The sequence below is a fragment of the Alkalimonas sp. genome (assembly GCF_020831925.1).
GTDB lineage: Bacteria > Pseudomonadota > Gammaproteobacteria > Enterobacterales > Alteromonadaceae > Alkalimonas.
Genome location: NZ_JAFIFQ010000058.1, coordinates 1 through 16,268, shown reverse-complemented (window position 1 = coordinate 16,268; position 16,268 = coordinate 1). Strand labels below are relative to the sequence as shown.

Genomic DNA, 16,268 nt, shown 5'->3' with positions numbered 1-16,268 from the left:
GGTACGGCTGCGCGAGGCCACCAGTAGGCTGCTGCATGGCAGCGCACGCTGGGCAGATCGGCTGTGGAAGCCGGTGTAATAAGCGATGGCTCTGCTTGATTGTTAGTAGCCAATCAGCACAGCCATCACTAGCATTAATATGGCCAGTACAATGTAAATAGCCACCAGAGGCATCACAAAGCGTGCCCAACTGGTCCAGGACACCTGAGCAGTCGCAAGGTAAGCCAGCAGGGTGCCGGAGGTCGGTGTGAAGATGGTGGTGATGCCATTGCCGAATAAAAAGGCCAGCACAGTGGTATGTGGACTAACGCCGACCAACTGGCCTATGGGCCCCAGAATAGGCATGCTGACAGCTGCCTGGCCCGAGGTGGAGGGGATTAAAAAATCCAGCAGTAGCTGTGAGACAAACATGCCCTGCACGGCGAGCAATGGATTGTCTTCTCCGACCATGCTGGTGAGCTGGAAAATAACGGTATCAAGGATTTGACCATTTTGTAAGGTAACAGCAATGGCAAAAGCAACACCAATCAGAATAGCGGCCAGCAGAATTTTTCGCATGCCTTCCACAAAAGCATCGGCTGCGCCATTGGCTCCTAACCCACTGATGCTGGCTAATATCACCGCCAATGCGATGTAAAAGGCTGTCAGTTGCTGATTGCGCCATTCAAAGGTGGTGGAGCCATACACCAGCAAGCCTATGCCAATGGCAAGTGTGCTGAGCATCAAGGCATGGCGGGTACTCAGCTTTGCACTGTCGAATTCAATCTTGATGGTTGGATCAAAGCCTTCCCGTTTAATCATCAGCATCATAAATGCGATCCCAACCAGGGTGAATACAATGAAGGCAACCAAGCGCATACTGATGCCACTGAATACCGGCACATCGACCAAGGGTTGGGCGACTGTCAGTGCGACAGGGTTGGTGACAGAGGCAAGAAAACCTGCCTTCACCGGTATAGTGAGTATGGCGAGCCCCATCAGGTTGGACAGGCCAAGTCGGCGAGCCATTTCCACCATTAGCGGGATGATCAGCAAGTACTCTGATGCCAGGCCCAAAAAGGTGCTGCCAGCGGCAAAAACCACCATCAAGGATGGAATCAACAGGTAAACATTACCACGCAAGGCACCGAGCAAGCGTTCGAGACCGGCTGTGACAGCTCCTGCTTTGGTCATAATGCCGAACATGCCACCAATGATGAGTACCATAAAAATCAGATTGGCCCCACGTTCCAGCCCTTGTGGGATCGACAGCAGCATTTGAATCACACTCACCGGCTGTGCCTGGGCTGGATCATCGTTGATACGCCACAAGTTGCTCAGGCTGTTATTTTTTTCCACACTTTGAAATGAGCCGGGTACCACCAGATTGCCATCGCGTTCAAAACTACCAGCTCCCACTAGGTAGGTCAGGGCTGCGGCCAGTAGCAGGATACTCAGTAAAATAATGATAGGATTATTGCCTTTGTGCTGCTGGCTCATCGCTGCCGGTTGTGCTTCAGGCTGCTGTAAGTGAACGGGCAGTTTCTCGTTGCTGTGGTTTGGCATGATGACTCTCAAAAGTAATACAAAGCAGTCTTAGCTTAGCTTAGCTTTGCCTGGATAAATTTTGCGATTGAGGCGGTAACCTGCATCAAGTCGTGCTGAAATGCATCGAACCGGTCGCTTTTACTGAAGCTGGCTTCATTCATATAGAGCTGCCTGTTAATTTCAATTTGCACGCTATGGCAGTGCTGTGCTGGCTTGCCGTATGCCCGCACGCAGTGTCCGCCCTTGTACGGATGATTCACGGCTACCTGATAACCCAACCGCTGAAAACTTTCCTGGATACAGGCAGTAAAATCAGGATCGCTGCTGCTGCCGTCGGCATCTCCCAGCACAATATCAGGTCGTAGTGAGCCAGCATCAATATTCATCGCATTGCCACGTGATTTCATGGAATGGCAATCGATGTGCCAGACAGTGCCAAAGCGGCTTTGCAAGCTGCTTAATAGCTGACTTAGTTGTTGATGGTAGGGTTGATAATAGTCTCGGATACGCTGTTGTACAGCAGCAACGGGCAATGGTTCGGCATAGACCGGCCTTCCAGGCAGTGCAAAACGACGGATCAGGCCCATACCACGTTCACTGTAGCGTGTTGGGGTTATAGGCTCTGGCCATGGACTGGCTAAAAGAGATGGATCGATGTCACTAGGTGCCCGGTTTAAATCAATGTACATCCGCGATGCCTTGGCGCAAAGCAAATAGGCTCCATGGTTGGTGGCAGGCAGCCAGAGTTCATCGACAAAGGCATCCCAACCGGTTCTCAATTCCTCCAGCGACACCTGATAAGCAAAGTCTGCCGGTAATTCGAAGCCACTGTGAGGCGAATCGAACACCAATGGCAAGACATTGCTGCTGGTAGGGGAAAAGAGCGTAAAACTAGTCTGTTCTGTCATGCAAAAACTCCTGTCGGGCAACAACCAGGCGGGCAAGATCCATTTGCCCACTGCTGTGACTTAGAAATCGTAACTTACCTGCGCATAGATGAAGCGACCGACCGCATTGTAGGTTTGCTGATCGAAGTTGATATTCAGGTTTGTTCGCGATGTCGGTGGTTGCTTGTCCATCAGGTTATTGACCCCTAGCTTGATTCCAATACCGTTATCAAAATTGTAACCGGCAGAAACGGAGTGATAGACCATGGAACCAATGCTGAGCGCTTCCCCGGCAAAGGTTTCTGTGGTGTCGCCGATGTAGCGCAAGGTGTAACCGGCAGACCAGGCGTCATGTTGCCACTGGGCGGACAAAAAACCGCGCCAGGTAGGAAAGGCTTCACGCGATGCGGCGGTGCCCTTTTTATTCACTTCGACGAAAGTGCCGTCCGGTAAGGTTGATGATTCAACAAACTTATTTAATCTTGACAAGTTTGCAGCCAAATTCCAACGGCCATGGTCGGTGTTGAGCCGGTAGCGGATGACGGCATCCATTCCTGCAACTTCGGTTTTATTCAGATTCACCGGCCCATCGATAATATTGGTGACTTCGCCATTAGCTGCCCGTTGGATCACGCCACAGTTGCGGTTGGTATTGGCACATAAGTTGAGCAGGTTTTGAGCGCCAAAGGAGCTGATGGTATTGTCGATTTGAATGTTGTACCAATCCAGCGTCAGGCTAAATCCATCCAGTTGCGATGGGGTGTAGACCAGTCCGACCGAGATATTTTCTGAGGTTTCCGGTTCCAGCAAGATGTTGCCGCCTACGGTAATGGGGACATTGGCTTCATTTTGTGTGTAGCCAGTTGGTACACCGCCGCAACCGGGCAAACCAGCGTTACCCGAACAAGGATCATTGACTGCGACAAAGGATTCGCGTTCACCCTCAAACAGCTCCAGTACTGAGGGTGCCCTGAAACCCTCAGCCCAGGTGGCACGAAGCATCACATCTTCTACCGGGCGATACAGGATACCGGCTTTGCTGTTGACTGTACTGCCAAAGGTACTGTAATCGGAGAACCGACTGGCCAGGTTGAGCTCCAAATACTCTGCCATCGCATGGTTGGACAGCAGTGGAATGCTTAGCTCAGCATAGGCCTCGTACAAGTCGTAGCTACCAACGGTCCCTGTGCGCGGGGCCGACGAGGTGGTGTTGAAGGTGTTTACCCGTGGTGCAGAATTGATGATGCTATCAGGAATGTCTGTGCCTGACTCTTTGCGGTACTCCATTCCTGCTGCCAACATCAGATCACCGGCTGGCAAATCGGCAATACTATTGGTCAGGTTAAAGCGAACATGCTGTTGCTTGGCTTCGTTGGTATCTTGGCCGGTGAAGTTGATGTAACTGACCATGTCTGGTGTTAGGGTGTTAAACAGATTTACCGGCACGCAGCTGGCCAGCAAGTCGCTGACATCCGCAGCCAGCCCGCTGGCATCACAGGCTCGCATGCCAAGCGCCAGTTTATCCAGATGCAGCTGATTGTTTGAGACAAAGGTGCCTTTATTACGGGCGAAAGAGGCAAAGAGATCCCAGTGCCAATCGTTGGCGGTGTAGCCTTCTAAGCCAAAACCCAAGCGGGTGGTATCGACTGTTTGTGCATTGACCCTTAAGCCATTATCGACAAAAAAGTTGGTGGCCACAAAGTCGCTGCCGCTCAGTGCAACCCCAAATGGGTTCACACGCGGATCATTGGCGACAATGAAGCCTCGGCTGCCATTGACCACAGGGATGGCGGCGGAAAATTGTTGATCCGATTCGCGGCGGTTGTACACAGCCTCTATCCGCAGCCGGGTATCTTCGGAAATACCAAGCTGCCCGAGTTCAAATACACCCTGGCCGTAGATGCTTAGTCGACGGCTTGGGCCTACGACATAGTTGTCGTGATAACGGTTAAAGCGGTCATTGGCGCTGGCTGGTCGCCAGCTGCTGAGCTGATTGCCATCGGTGCCAGGCTCGCGGGTGATACCCTGGGCCGGAATGTCAAAGTCGAACACTGAGCTGAGTGCATTGCTGCGAAACAAACCTTCACCAGATCCAAGCGACAGGCCATTCAGTGGGATGGCCGTCAACTCGCGATCTTGCGTTAAGATTGGCTTTTGGTCGGAGAAACTGGCAACCAGCATCAGATTGTGATTGCCAACATCCTGGCCAAGGCGCAGATCAAAGTTAACGGTTTCGCGATCACTGTGGGATGTTTGGCCATAATAGGCTTTGGCGTGAACCCCGGTGAAGTCTTTTAAGGTGTGAATATTGACCACCCCAGCGATGGCATCAGCACCATAGATGGCGGTGGCACCATCCTGCAAAACTTCCACCCTGTCAATCATGGCAAATGGGATGGTATTTAAATCAACGAAATCCCGAAAGCCACGGGTACCAGCGCCATTGACCCAACGGTTGCCATTTACCAGCACCAGCGAGCGGTTTTCACCAAGATTACGCAGGTTGATGCTGGCACTGCCGTGGCTGGTGCCTGCCGAGCCGTTGTCATTTAAACTGGCCCCAACCGAAGGAATTTCCTGCAAAACTTCGCCAATGGATAAAGCACCTTTCAGATCCAGATCGCTGCGTTCAAAACTTTGAATCGGGCTGGCTTCGGTTTCCCCCCGCCGCAGAATACGTGAACCGGTAACGGAAATCACCTCCACCTTCTGATCGGCCTCGGTGGCATCGTCGTTGATGGTCGTATTGGCTTGAGCCTGGCTTTGCAACGCGATAGAGCTCAGTATGGCGGCGGCCAGCATGGATTTTTTGAAATGTCCTGTTGTCATGGGATTCCCCTGATTCTTGTTATGGCGAACACTGAAAGCAGTGCTTGTGCAAAATTTAAGCTAGCAAAGCCGTTTATCCTATGCAATATTATTAGTTATTTGCATAAGCCAATAACAAATAGTTATGGACTCACTGAATTTAAAAAGCTTGGAATGTTTTCAGACGATTTTACAAACCGGCTCGGCCACAGCCGCGGCTAAACAGTTAGGTATTACTCAACCGGCAGTGAGCCGGCTTATTCAGGTACTGGAGCAGCAACTGGGTTTTGCCTTGTTTTACCGCGAACACAGTCGTTTGATCCCAACCGACGAAGCCAGGCATCTGGAGCAAGAAATTGCTTTGTTACTAAGCAGTGTTGAGCGCTTTAAAGCCCTGGCAAACTCGGTTGCTAAATCGGAGCTGGGATCGCTAAAAATCGTGGCCCCTGCCAGTTTTAGTGCTGGCCCTTTGTCCAGTGCGGTTGCCAGCTTTATGCAGCTCTACCCTTCCATATCCATTAGTATCGATGCGCACAGTCCACAGATGGCCCGGGAGCTGGTGGCGCACCGCTCGGTGGATTGCGGTTTTATTCAGTTACCGGAAACGCATCCGGGGTTGGTGTGTCAGCCATTGCTGAGCAGCAATCTGGTGTGTGCCATTCCCAGTCAGCACAAGCTTGCAGCTGAAACCGTGGTTGAGCTAAGCCAACTGGCATCCGAGCCATTGATTATGCTGGGGCAGGGGCGGCCAACCCGTATTCGGCTGGAAAAAGAGTTCAACAAAGCGGGCGTACGGATGATGGTGCGACTGGAAACTCATACCGTGGCAACCGCCTGTGCCTATGTGAAAAAAGGCCTTGGTATTGCCATCTTAAATGAAGTGCTGGCGGAACAATACTGCGACCAGCAGCTGGTATTGGTGCCGCTGCGGCCAGAAATCCAACATCAGTATGGTTTTATTTATTCCGCCTACGCCCCAATGCCTCGCCTGGTCGCCCGGTTTTATCAGCATTGTTTGGCGCATTTCTCTGCTGGCACAAGTCAGGCCTCTTAACCTCAGTGTGCATGAGCTATATTCCATTTTGGAATTAATATATCTTTATTTAGTATTTTTAATTATCAATAGCGGTCATTACTATGCGCTGAGGTAATGATTTACCTTCAGGGAGAACCAAATGATCACGTCTCAACAAACTGCGGAGCAACTGGCAGATCTAGCCAAGCGCTTAGAGTTACTGGTCGGACGGATTGAGTATGGCTCCATTGAACTAATTTTCCACCACGGCAAACTGGTTCAGTTGGAAAAAAATGAAAAAATCCGTTTGGACAAACCAGTGATATAAACACTTCCCATGCTGACCGGACCACCGGAAGCCTGGTTCCTAATAGTATTGAATTAAGGACCTCAGCATGAAATTTACTAAGATTTTAACTAGTACCGTATTCCTTCTTGGCAGCTTTGCCGCCATCGGCAACACCATTCTAAATGTATCATACGATCCAACCCGCGAATTTTACCGTGAATACAACCAGCTGTTTGCTCAGCATTGGCGTGCTCAGGGCCATACGGCACCGACAGTTCGTCAGTCGCATGGTGGTTCAGGCTCGCAAGCCCGCTCTGTGATTGATGGTCTGGATGCTGATGTGGTGACACTGGCATTGGCGTACGACGTGGATGCGCTGCGGGTACGCGCTAACTTGATCCCACAAGACTGGCAAAGTCGTTTGCCATTAAACAGCTCACCATACACTTCCACCATTGTGTTGTTGGTGCGCAAAGGCAACCCAAAGAATATTCAGGACTGGGACGACCTGGTGCGAGATGACGTGCAGGTGATTACACCGAACCCGAAAACATCAGGTGGTGCACGGTGGAACTATCTGGCGGCTTGGGGCTATGCACTTAAAAAGTATGGCTCTGAAGAAAAAGCCTATCAGTTTGTTGAAAAAATCTTCCGCAATGTCCCGGTGCTTGATCCGGCAGCGCGTGGGGCCACCAACACCTTTGTACAGCGTCGTATCGGCGATGTGTTTATCGCCTGGGAAAACGAAGCCTTTTTATCGGTAGAGCAATTGGGCCAGGGCCAGTTCGAGATCGTGGTGCCCAGTGTCAGTATTTTGGCCGAGCCGCCAGTGACGGTGGTGGATCGTAACGTCGATCGCAAAGGCACCCGGGCTGTGGCGGAAGCCTATCTGGAGTATTTGTACAGTGATGAAGCCCAGCATCTGGCAGCCAAGCATTTTTACCGTCCTGGCCGCCCGGAAATTGCTAAACAGTATCTGGATAAATTTCCAAAAGTGAATCTGTTCGGTATTGATGACGTGTTTGGCGGCTGGGACAAAGCGCAAAACGATCACTTCAATGATGGTGGTTATTTCGACCGGATTTTAGAAGCCATTAGTCGGCGCTAAAAAGCCATTGGCCACCGTTAAGTGTGAAGCCGGCCTGAACTGTACTTTGCAAATAGTGTACTGACAGTGAGGCCGGCCAGCGTGATAAGAGAGAGCAAGATGCGTACTGCAGCCTTAAAACCGGTGATCCCAGGGTTTGGACTGACCATGGGCTTTTCGGTCTTGTACTTAAGTTTGTTATTGATCATCCCTGTAGCCGGGCTAATTCTGTTTACATTGCAAATGAGTTGGGAAGATTTCTGGCGTGCAGTCAGCCATCCACAAGTGGTGGCTTCCTATAAATTATCGTTTCTGGCATCGTTTATTGGTGCCAGCATTAATGCTGTATTTGGTACCCTGGTTGCCTGGGTGCTAGTGCGTTACAGCTTCCCTGGTAAACGTATTATTGATGGTCTGGTGGACTTGCCTTTTGCCTTGCCAACGGCCGTGGCTGGTATCGCACTGGTGACGCTCTATGCTGGTACCGGCTGGGTAGGGCAGTATTTTGAACCTTTTGGCATCCGTATCGCTTACAGCCAGATAGGAGTCGTGATTGCTTTAACCTACATCGGACTGCCCTTTGTGGTTCGCACCGTGCAGCCGGTGTTAGCAGATTTTGAAAAAGAACTGGAAGAAGCCTCGGCAGCACTAGGCGCTAACCGGCTTACCACCATTCGCCGGGTGATTTTCCCAGCGATCCTACCAGCACTGCTTACTGGCTACGCACTTGCTTTTGCCCGTGCTGTTGGCGAGTACGGCTCGGTGATTTTTATTTCGGGTAATCTGCCCTACAAAACCGAAATTACTCCTTTGTTGATTGTTGCCAAAGCCGAGCAGTACGATTACCACGGCGCGGCGGCCATAGGCGTGGTGATGTTGGGGGCAGCCTTTATTTTGCTGCTGCTGATTAATGGCCTGCAATGGTGGGCGAGTCGCCGAGGATAAACTGATGACAACAACGAACACTTTACCACTTACCAGTGCTGAAGCTATGCAGTATACCCCTAAAGCAACCGCTGAGCCGGGCTGGGTTAAGTGGACACTGGTAAGCATTGCCCTGACCTTTTTAACCTTGTTTTTAATACTACCGTTGGTGGTGGTATTGTACGGTGCTTTTGAAGCAGGCATGCAGGTATGGTGGCAAGCGGTCACCGAGCCCGATGCGTTGTCGGCCATCCGCTTGACGCTGTTTGTGCTGCTGATTGTGGTGCCACTGAATGCCATTTTTGGCGTGGCCATTGCTTGGGCAATAGCCAAGTTTGAGTTTCGCGGCAAAACCATTTTAATATCGATTATTGATATGCCTTTTGCTATTTCTCCAGTGGTAGTCGGGCTTATTTTTGTTATTTTGCTCGGTTCGCAAGGCTGGTTTGGCCCCTGGCTGGCTGAGCATGATGTGCGTATTATTTTCGCCGTGCCAGGCATCGTCATCGTTATTTTGTTTGGTACCTTGCCCTTTGTTGCCCGCGAGCTGATCCCCTTGATGCAGCAACAAGGCAAGGAAGAAGAGGAAGCTTCGCTGACACTCGGTGCCAGTGGCTGGAAAACCTTCTGGCATGTTACCCTGCCTAACATCAAATGGGGGCTAATTTATGGTGTGGTGCTTTGTAATGCCAGGGCGATGGGAGAATTTGGCGCTGTCGCCATTGTCTCCGGTCGCATCCGTGGCGAAACCAATACCATGCCACTGCACATTGAAGTCTTGTACAACGAATACATGTTCACTGCCGCTTTTGCCGTTTCATCCTTATTGACCGGGTTGGCCCTGGTCACCATAGTGGTAAAAAGCTGGATTGAGTGGAAAGATGAACGCAAACAAAAATCGCCATCAGCGCATTAAAAAGTACAGAGGTTGTTATGAGTATCCATATTGAAGGCGTGAATAAACGTTTTGGCGATTTTGTCGCAGTAGATAATGTGAATCTGGCCATTAAAACCGGTGAGTTGACCGCTTTGCTTGGCCCGTCCGGCTCGGGTAAAACCACCTTGCTGCGCATTATCGCCGGGTTAGAGCATGCGGATAGTGGTGTGGTGCGTTTTAATAGCGAAGACATCACTGGGCGGCATGTCAGTGAGCGTGGGGTTGGTTTTGTGTTTCAGCACTATGCGCTTTTTAAGCACATGACAGTGTTTGAAAATGTGGCTTATGGTTTAACCGTTAAACCGAAAAAGCTGCGGCCTTCCAAAGCAGAGATCGCAAAAAAAGTGCATAAGCTATTGGAGTTGGTACAACTGGACTGGACGGCGGATCGCTACCCCTCGCAGTTGTCCGGTGGTCAGCGCCAACGTATTGCCCTGGCCCGGGCGCTGGCGGTCGAGCCCAAAGTCTTACTGTTGGATGAACCTTTTGGTGCCCTGGATGCTAAAGTTCGCGCCGAGCTGCGCCGCTGGCTACGCCGCTTGCATGATGAAATTCATGTCACCAGCGTCTTTGTCACGCACGATCAGGAAGAAGCATTGGAAGTGGCCGATCGCATTGTGGTGATGAACAAAGGCCGTATTGAGCAGGATGGCTCGCCGGAAGAGGTGTACGACAAACCCGCCAATCCTTTTGTGTATGAGTTTCTAGGCAACGTGAACCTGTTTCATGCCCGGGTGAAGGCCAGTGGCGAAACTCAGCTCACCACAGGCAATGCTACGCCGTCCTCTGCCAAGGAAACGGCCGAGCAGGATGGGCTGGCCTACGTGCGGGCGCATGAAATTGATGTACTCACCCAGCCAGAGGCTGAGGCATTGCCAGTAACACTGGATATGATCACCATGGTAGGACCAAGTGCGCGCTTGGAAGTTATCAGTAAAGATGATGGCCAGCTTATCCATATTGAGCTGCCAAAAGATAAGTTTAAAGCCTTAAACCTGCAGCAGGGCGATTCTGCCTGGATTAAACCGCGCTACAGTCAGGTGTTTCTGGGGGAGGGGATTTAATTTCCAAGAGCCTCTGTGCAGGGCAGTGAAATAAGTATTCATACAATAACCGCTGTTCGTTCGTTTCGACCTCGGATAAACTTGCAGCCATTTGTCTGTGTTCACTCTCTGGTCCATGTATGACGGAATTATTCCCGATAACGAATCCGGTTATTGTCTTTGCTCTGGTAGCAAGCCTGATTTTGCTCTGCCCGTTACTGCTGGCACGCTACCGTTTACCCGGCATGCTGGGTCTATTGTTTGCCGGTGCTTTGCTTGGCCCGAATGCGCTTAATGTGTTGGCTCGTGATCAGTCCTTTGTTTTATTTGGTACCGTTGGCCTGTTGTACATTATGTTTATTGCTGCACTTGAAATAGATATGCAGCAGCTAAAGCGCTCTAAATTTCATACGCTGTTGTTTGGGTTACTCACCTTTAGCATTCCGCAAGCTGTTGGTACCGGCATCGCCTTGCTGTTGGGCTTTGATTGGCTGGCTGCAATTTTGTTAGCCAGTATGTTTGCCTCTCACACCTTGCTGGCTTACCCCATTGCCAGCCGACTGGGTATCAGCCGTAACCCAGCCGTGACTACAGCGGTGGGTGGCACTATTATTACCGATACGTTGGCTTTGCTGGTATTGGCCGTTATTGCCACTATGGCTAAAGGTGAGCTAAGCGAACACTACTGGCTGCAACTGGGTGTCAGCCTCAGCCTATATATTATTGTCATTTTGGTGCTGCTACCAAAGCTGGCCCGATGGTTTTTTCGCAGTGTTGGTGGTGATGGGGTGGCAGAGTTTGTGTTTGTACTTGCCACGGTATTCATCTGCGCCAGCTTTTCCCATCTGGCCGGTGCCGAGCCAATAGTCGGCGCTTTTTTGGCCGGCTTGGCGTTAAACCGCATTATTCCGCATAACAGCACTCTGATGAACCGGTTACAGTTTACCGGCGAAGCCATTTTTATTCCGTTCTTTTTATTGTCGGTTGGCATGTTGCTGGATATGGGGATATTTTTTGCCAGCGCCCGAGCCTGGATTGTGGCATTTGCCATGGTAGCTACGGTTATACTTACCAAATGGGCGGCTGCTGAGCTTTGCCGGTGGTTCCTGGGCTATAGCCGATCGCAAGCCCGGGTGGTTTTTGGCTTAAGTGTTGCGCAGGCAGCCGCGACATTGGCTGCCACCATGGTGGGCTATGAAATCGGTTTATTTGACGAGGCGGTGGTTAATGGTGCCATTCTGATGATACTGGTTACCTGTTTTCTTGCCCCTTGGCTGGTGGACCGCTATGGCCGGAAAATTGCCCTGACGCAGCAGCATCAACCGGAAGAACTCTCCACAGAGCAGAAGATTATGGTGGCATTGTCACCCGGGCAGCCCACTGAATCTTTTTTACAACTGGCAAAATGGCTGCGTAAACCTGCTTCAGCGCAAGCGGTTTACCCCATTACGATTGTGGAAGAAGACAGAAACCAGCACGTTAAACTTAAAGAAGCTGAAGGGCTGATAAGCCATGCTGTCAGCTATCTGGCCGCAGCCAATATTGCCGCAGAGCCCAAAGTCCGGATAGATTTAAATATCACCGATGGGATTTTACGAGCCAGACGCGAACTCGGTGCCAACGAGGTGATCGTCGGCTGGAGCGAGCACAGCAGTGCGTCTGAGTTGCTGTTTGGTTCCATGTTAAGCCGCTTACTGGCCGATCGCAGTTATACGCTGTTGGTAAAAAAACAAGTGGCTCCCTTACAGCATGGACAAAAGCTGTGTTGGTTATTACCCCCCAATGCAGATCTTGAGGCAGGATTTAGTGAGGCTGTGGTATTGATTAAGCGTTTATGTCAGCAGCTGAGCTTAACATTGCAAATCTATTGTCAAACGGAGCAACAGGTTCGATTAAAATCACGCTTAAAAGCGCTGCCTGATATTGACTGGCAAGTTGCACCAGACTGGTTGCAATTACCGGCATTGTTGCAAAAACAAACTCCCGCAGGTGATTTATTGGTGCTCTATGGTGTGCGTAAAAATGGCCTTGCCTGGACACCCGCACTTCCCGAGATACAAAACCAGTTGGCAAGTCAGTTTCCTGAGACGAATCTATTGGTTGTTTATCCGGCAGAAATTCAGGATAGCAGCTATGCTGGTGAGCTAAGTTATTAGTCCGTCGGGGCAAGCGCTTTAGGTTGATTGCTCAGTTGTCAGCCTTTCGTCCAGGTAAGGAGCATCCAACTCAAGTTGCTATGCTTACTTGGTGCTTATCTCATAAAGCAAAAAAAGCCTCTGCAAGCAGGGGCAAAACAACAGGTGAAGCACCAAGTGAACCGACACCATCCCTGGCATCCCTGCACGTATCCAAATCGTTAAAAGCGGTATTCCAGGCCAAGCGACAGACCGCTGGTATTTTCTCCCACCACGGTCGCTTGCTGGGTACTGCGGCCGCCACCTGATATCCGATATGCTGCATTGGCATCATTGCTGCTAATAGCGTAAGCCAGGTAGCCAACCAGAGCTCGGCCAAACTGACGATCCACACCAAGTACAAGTAAGGTGGCATCGGCATCATCGGTATCGCGGTTATTGACCTGGTATAGCTGACCTTTCAAGGTATAGTCGCCGATTTTATAGGCCGCACCGGCACCGAAGATGTTACGATCACCGATTGGCAGGTCTTTATCCAGCTGGATAAAGGTGGTTAGTCGCAGTTGTTCGCTGAGATCATAAAAAGCGCCCAGGCGCCAGGCGCTGGGGTTAAACTCATCACTACCCTCAGAGCGTTCATAGGCCAAGGAGACATAGCTACCTTTCGCCGCATAGGTGATGGCAGTACTCAGAGCTTCGCGATTATTGTCCACAGCGGCTCCATTGGCATGGTGCGGGCTGTAATGCAGATCGAAGGTCACGTTATTGAATGCAGGGCTGCGATAAGCGATGCCATTTTTAAAGCGCTCATCATAGACATTGCCAATCAGGCTAGCGCCGGTATTGACCCGGCTAAGGTTTCGGATATCGCCAATACGGTTGCCAAATAAATCAACCCGGGCGCGGATCACTTTAAGCGGGGTATCGAACTGGCCGATACGCAGGCTGCCAAAGTCACCCCGCAGGCCTAAGAAGGTATCACGGTCAGCAAAGTTACCGCGACCTTCATCGAGAAAAATGGTTTGTTCAATCTGGACAAATGCTTCTAATCCGCCTTCGAGGCTGGTGGCACCGCGAAAGCCCAGTCGACTGGAGTTGCTGGAGACATTGGTGGCACTATCCACGCCATTGTCCAATTGATCGACGGAAAGATTGGCTCTGCCATAAATGGTTAAATCAGCAGCCTGTACTGGAGACAATACCCCCAGAAGAATAGCCGCAGCTAATGGGCTACGAACGCTCTGTTTCATATAAAGTCCTATGTGCTATGTAGTTTTAAGGTTTTTGGAGGGCAATGCTGCTGTGGTAAGCTTACTTTAATATTCTTTTTTTTGTTATTGAATGAATTTTAAATTCCATTTTGGAATATGTAGTAGCGAAATATGCGTGCCGGACTTGGTATAGATCAGCTGACGACATAGTGATCCTGAAACTGGGCAAAGCAGTTGTTGTCAGCATGGAGTGGTAGGTAGTGTCAACAGCCCTTGCCGCTCTCTACAGAAAAGTCTTTCTTGGCGAAGGTATTTAAATCAGCCTGATTTTACAGGTGTTTTGGTTTACCATTAGGCTCTGAGTGTTGCATTTCCAACCGGAGCCTGTCGCGCATGAATGCAGAGTTGCTGTTAGTCCTTGGCATGTTGCTGCTCTGCATGGGCTGTTTTGCCGCCAACAAACCCCGTACCGATGTGGTTGCCCTGGTGGTGCTGGTGGTCTTTCCGCTGACCGGTGTGCTGACGGTTCAGCAGACACTGGCTGGCTTTAGCGATCCTGCGGTGATCCTGATTGCAGCGCTCTTTGTGGTGGGTGATGGCCTGGTACGCACCGGTATTGTTTACCGGCTGGGTGATTGGCTGGTACGGGTATCTGGCAACAGCGAAATCCGCTTATTGGTGTTATTGATGTTGTCGGTCGCAGCTTTGGGCTCGATCATGAGCTCGACCGGGGTGGTGGCTATTTTTATTCCGGTGGTGCTTAGCATCTGCGCCCGATTAAATATTGCCCCGGGGCGGCTGATGATGCCGCTGGCTTTTGCGGCGCTGATCAGCGGCATGCAAACCCTGGTAGCGACACCGCCAAATATGGTGGTGCAAAGCGAGTTGCAGCGCCAGGGAATGGATGGCTTTCACTTCTTTAGTTTCACGCCCATTGGTCTGGTTGTGCTTATGCTGGGGGTTGGCTACATGCTGCTGGCCCGTCGCTGGTTAAATCCGCAACTTGAAGCTGGTCAAACTGGTGCACCCCGTTTAAAGCTGAGTGATCTGGCCAGGAATTACCGTCTGAAAGAGCGCGAGCTGCGGCTGAAAGTGTTGCCGGGTTCGTCCTTGCTCGATCAACAGCTGAATGAACTGGCGCTGCGCAAAGAGTTTGGCATCAATGTGGTGGCGATTGAGCGCCAGCAAAAGTTTCGCACCTTGCTGCTTAATGCTACCGGCAATACGCTGGTCGAGCCGCAGGATATTCTGTTGGTGGATCTGGCCGATCCTGCCATGGACTTGCTGCCGGTCTGTCAGCAGCTTGGTCTGGAGCCACAACCGCTCAGCCACTCCTATTTTTCTTTTCATGCCCATGAGTTGGGTTTGGCCGAGGTGGCATTTCCGCCCGAGTCGTCGCTGCCGGGCAAAACCATCCAGCAACTGGCCTTTCGCAGTCAATACAAACTGAATGTGGTCGGTTTGCGCCGTCGGGGCGAAGCCTTGCCCGGCGTGCTGGTGGATGAGGTGCTGCAGCCTGCCGATAAGCTGCTGGTGGCCGGGAACTGGAAAGACATTCATCAGTTGCAGCAACAAAGCCGGGATTTTCTGGTGCTCAGCTTGCCTGCCGAAGTGGATGAAGTGACACCGGCCGCGCGCAAAGCACCACATGCGCTGTTTTGTCTGGCGCTGATGGTGCTGCTGATGGTCAGTGGCATTGTACCCAATGTGGTTGCAGCGCTTTTTACCTGTTTGCTGATGGGAGCGCTGCGCTGCATTGATCTAAACAGTGCTTACCAGGCAATTCACTGGCCCAGCCTGATCCTGATCATTGGTATGTTGCCTTTCGCTTTGGCGTTGCAGCAAACCGGTGGTATTGATTTGGCGGTCAGTAGTTTGCTGTATCTGGTGGGCGAGCGGGGGGACTATGCCTTGCTGGCGGCGCTGTTTGTATTAACGGCCATCACCGGCTCGTTCGTCTCCAATACGGCAACGGCAGTATTGATGGCGCCGGTTGCAGTATCGCTGGCCAATAGCCTGGGGGCTTCGCCTTATCCCTTTGCCATGATGGTGGCGCTGGCGGCTTCGGCGGCCTTTATGACGCCGGTTTCTTCCCCAATCAATACCCTGGTGTTGCAACCGGGAAAATACCGCTTCTTCGATTTCGTGCGGATTGGCACCCCTTTTACGGTATTGGTGCTGGTGGTCAGTGTGCTGCTGGTGCCCTTACTGTTTCCACTGTACCCGACCTGAGGCAAACTGAAGGGAAACTGAGGGCAGCACCTCTGTTCAGGTGGTTTCCCGCGCCAGTTTCCACTGCAGGAAAGCTTTTACCACTAGGGTGGCGATGGCGATCAGCGTCAGGATGGCTGCGGCGATAAAGGCGCCGGCGGTGTTGTAATCCTGCTGCAGCAGTTCAATGTGCA

General features: G+C 51.2%; 12 protein-coding genes and 1 pseudogene. 8 read left to right on the top strand and 5 right to left on the bottom strand.

The genetic code is table 11. From position 1 onward, the window contains the following. Positions 1 to 102 precede the first annotated feature (102 nt). From JJU14_RS14200 to JJU14_RS14190, 3 genes are read right to left on the bottom strand one after another with little or no spacing between them, the layout of a single operon-like run. A complete protein-coding gene (locus JJU14_RS14200; RefSeq protein WP_366914906.1) occupies positions 103 to 1,545 on the bottom strand; it encodes a YfcC family protein in 1,443 nt (480 codons plus the stop codon). Positions 1,546 to 1,580: 35 nt separating this feature from the next. Beyond that, on the bottom strand, positions 1,581 to 2,435 hold the full coding sequence (locus JJU14_RS14195) for an N-formylglutamate amidohydrolase (RefSeq protein ID WP_228614346.1): 855 nt from the start codon (positions 2,433 to 2,435) through the stop codon (positions 1,581 to 1,583). Positions 2,436 to 2,495: 60 nt separating this feature from the next. Next, positions 2,496 to 5,243, bottom strand: a complete 2,748-nt coding sequence (locus tag JJU14_RS14190) for a TonB-dependent receptor (protein WP_228614345.1) — start codon at positions 5,241 to 5,243, stop codon at positions 2,496 to 2,498. Between the two features lie 124 nt (positions 5,244 to 5,367). Here JJU14_RS14190 and JJU14_RS14185 point away from each other — a divergent pair, with 124 nt between their 5' ends. From JJU14_RS14185 to JJU14_RS14155, 7 genes are all read left to right on the top strand, one after another. Further along, on the top strand, positions 5,368 to 6,276 hold the full coding sequence (locus tag JJU14_RS14185; RefSeq protein WP_228614344.1) for a LysR family transcriptional regulator: 909 nt from the start codon (positions 5,368 to 5,370) through the stop codon (positions 6,274 to 6,276). Positions 6,277 to 6,397: 121 nt separating this feature from the next. After that, entirely contained in the window at positions 6,398 to 6,565 is a 168-nt protein-coding gene (locus tag JJU14_RS14180) for a YezD family protein (RefSeq protein WP_228614343.1), read from the top strand. Positions 6,566 to 6,632: 67 nt separating this feature from the next. Continuing rightward, complete coding sequence (locus JJU14_RS14175) at positions 6,633 to 7,634, top strand: sulfate ABC transporter substrate-binding protein (protein WP_228614342.1); 1,002 nt, start codon at positions 6,633 to 6,635, stop codon at positions 7,632 to 7,634. 99 nt (positions 7,635 to 7,733) lie between these two features. Then, positions 7,734 to 8,558 (top strand): sulfate ABC transporter permease subunit CysT, encoded by an 825-nt coding sequence (gene cysT, locus JJU14_RS14170; protein ID WP_228614341.1) that lies wholly within the window; start codon positions 7,734 to 7,736, stop codon positions 8,556 to 8,558. 46 nt (positions 8,559 to 8,604) lie between these two features. Then, the gene (gene cysW / locus JJU14_RS14165; RefSeq protein ID WP_228614347.1) at positions 8,605 to 9,453 is read left to right on the top strand and encodes a sulfate ABC transporter permease subunit CysW; all 849 of its coding nucleotides are present in this window, start codon (positions 8,605 to 8,607) and stop codon (positions 9,451 to 9,453) included. A 17-nt stretch (positions 9,454 to 9,470) separates the two neighbouring features. After that, positions 9,471 to 10,538, top strand: a complete 1,068-nt coding sequence (locus tag JJU14_RS14160; RefSeq protein ID WP_228614340.1) for a sulfate ABC transporter ATP-binding protein — start codon at positions 9,471 to 9,473, stop codon at positions 10,536 to 10,538. Between the two features lie 119 nt (positions 10,539 to 10,657). After that, complete coding sequence (locus JJU14_RS14155) at positions 10,658 to 12,673, top strand: cation:proton antiporter (RefSeq protein WP_228614339.1); 2,016 nt, start codon at positions 10,658 to 10,660, stop codon at positions 12,671 to 12,673. Between the two features lie 200 nt (positions 12,674 to 12,873). Here the strand turns inward: JJU14_RS14155 and JJU14_RS14150 are convergent, their stop codons facing one another. Then, a complete protein-coding gene (locus JJU14_RS14150) occupies positions 12,874 to 13,902 on the bottom strand; it encodes a porin (RefSeq protein WP_228614338.1) in 1,029 nt (342 codons plus the stop codon). A gap of 354 nt (positions 13,903 to 14,256) precedes the next feature. Between JJU14_RS14150 and JJU14_RS14145 the strand changes: the two genes are divergently transcribed. Next, entirely contained in the window at positions 14,257 to 16,095 is a 1,839-nt protein-coding gene (locus tag JJU14_RS14145; protein WP_228614337.1) for an SLC13 family permease, read from the top strand. Between the two features lie 36 nt (positions 16,096 to 16,131). Here JJU14_RS14145 and cysW (JJU14_RS14140) read toward each other — a convergent pair. Then, positions 16,132 to 16,268, bottom strand: a pseudogene (gene cysW, locus JJU14_RS14140) (sulfate/thiosulfate ABC transporter permease CysW); the annotation flags it as partial.

Coding starts and splice junctions, on each gene's coding strand:
- JJU14_RS14200 (WP_366914906.1), bottom strand. CDS start 1,545: ATGCCAAACCACAGCAACGAGAAACTGCCCGTTCACTTACAGCAGCCT.
- JJU14_RS14195 (WP_228614346.1), bottom strand. CDS start 2,435: ATGACAGAACAGACTAGTTTTACGCTCTTTTCCCCTACCAGCAGCAAT.
- JJU14_RS14190 (WP_228614345.1), bottom strand. CDS start 5,243: ATGACAACAGGACATTTCAAAAAATCCATGCTGGCCGCCGCCATACTG.
- JJU14_RS14185 (WP_228614344.1), top strand. CDS start 5,368: ATGGACTCACTGAATTTAAAAAGCTTGGAATGTTTTCAGACGATTTTA.
- JJU14_RS14180 (WP_228614343.1), top strand. CDS start 6,398: ATGATCACGTCTCAACAAACTGCGGAGCAACTGGCAGATCTAGCCAAG.
- JJU14_RS14175 (WP_228614342.1), top strand. CDS start 6,633: ATGAAATTTACTAAGATTTTAACTAGTACCGTATTCCTTCTTGGCAGC.
- cysT (WP_228614341.1), top strand. CDS start 7,734: ATGCGTACTGCAGCCTTAAAACCGGTGATCCCAGGGTTTGGACTGACC.
- cysW (WP_228614347.1), top strand. CDS start 8,605: ATGCAGTATACCCCTAAAGCAACCGCTGAGCCGGGCTGGGTTAAGTGG.
- JJU14_RS14160 (WP_228614340.1), top strand. CDS start 9,471: ATGAGTATCCATATTGAAGGCGTGAATAAACGTTTTGGCGATTTTGTC.
- JJU14_RS14155 (WP_228614339.1), top strand. CDS start 10,658: ATGACGGAATTATTCCCGATAACGAATCCGGTTATTGTCTTTGCTCTG.
- JJU14_RS14150 (WP_228614338.1), bottom strand. CDS start 13,902: ATGAAACAGAGCGTTCGTAGCCCATTAGCTGCGGCTATTCTTCTGGGG.
- JJU14_RS14145 (WP_228614337.1), top strand. CDS start 14,257: ATGAATGCAGAGTTGCTGTTAGTCCTTGGCATGTTGCTGCTCTGCATG.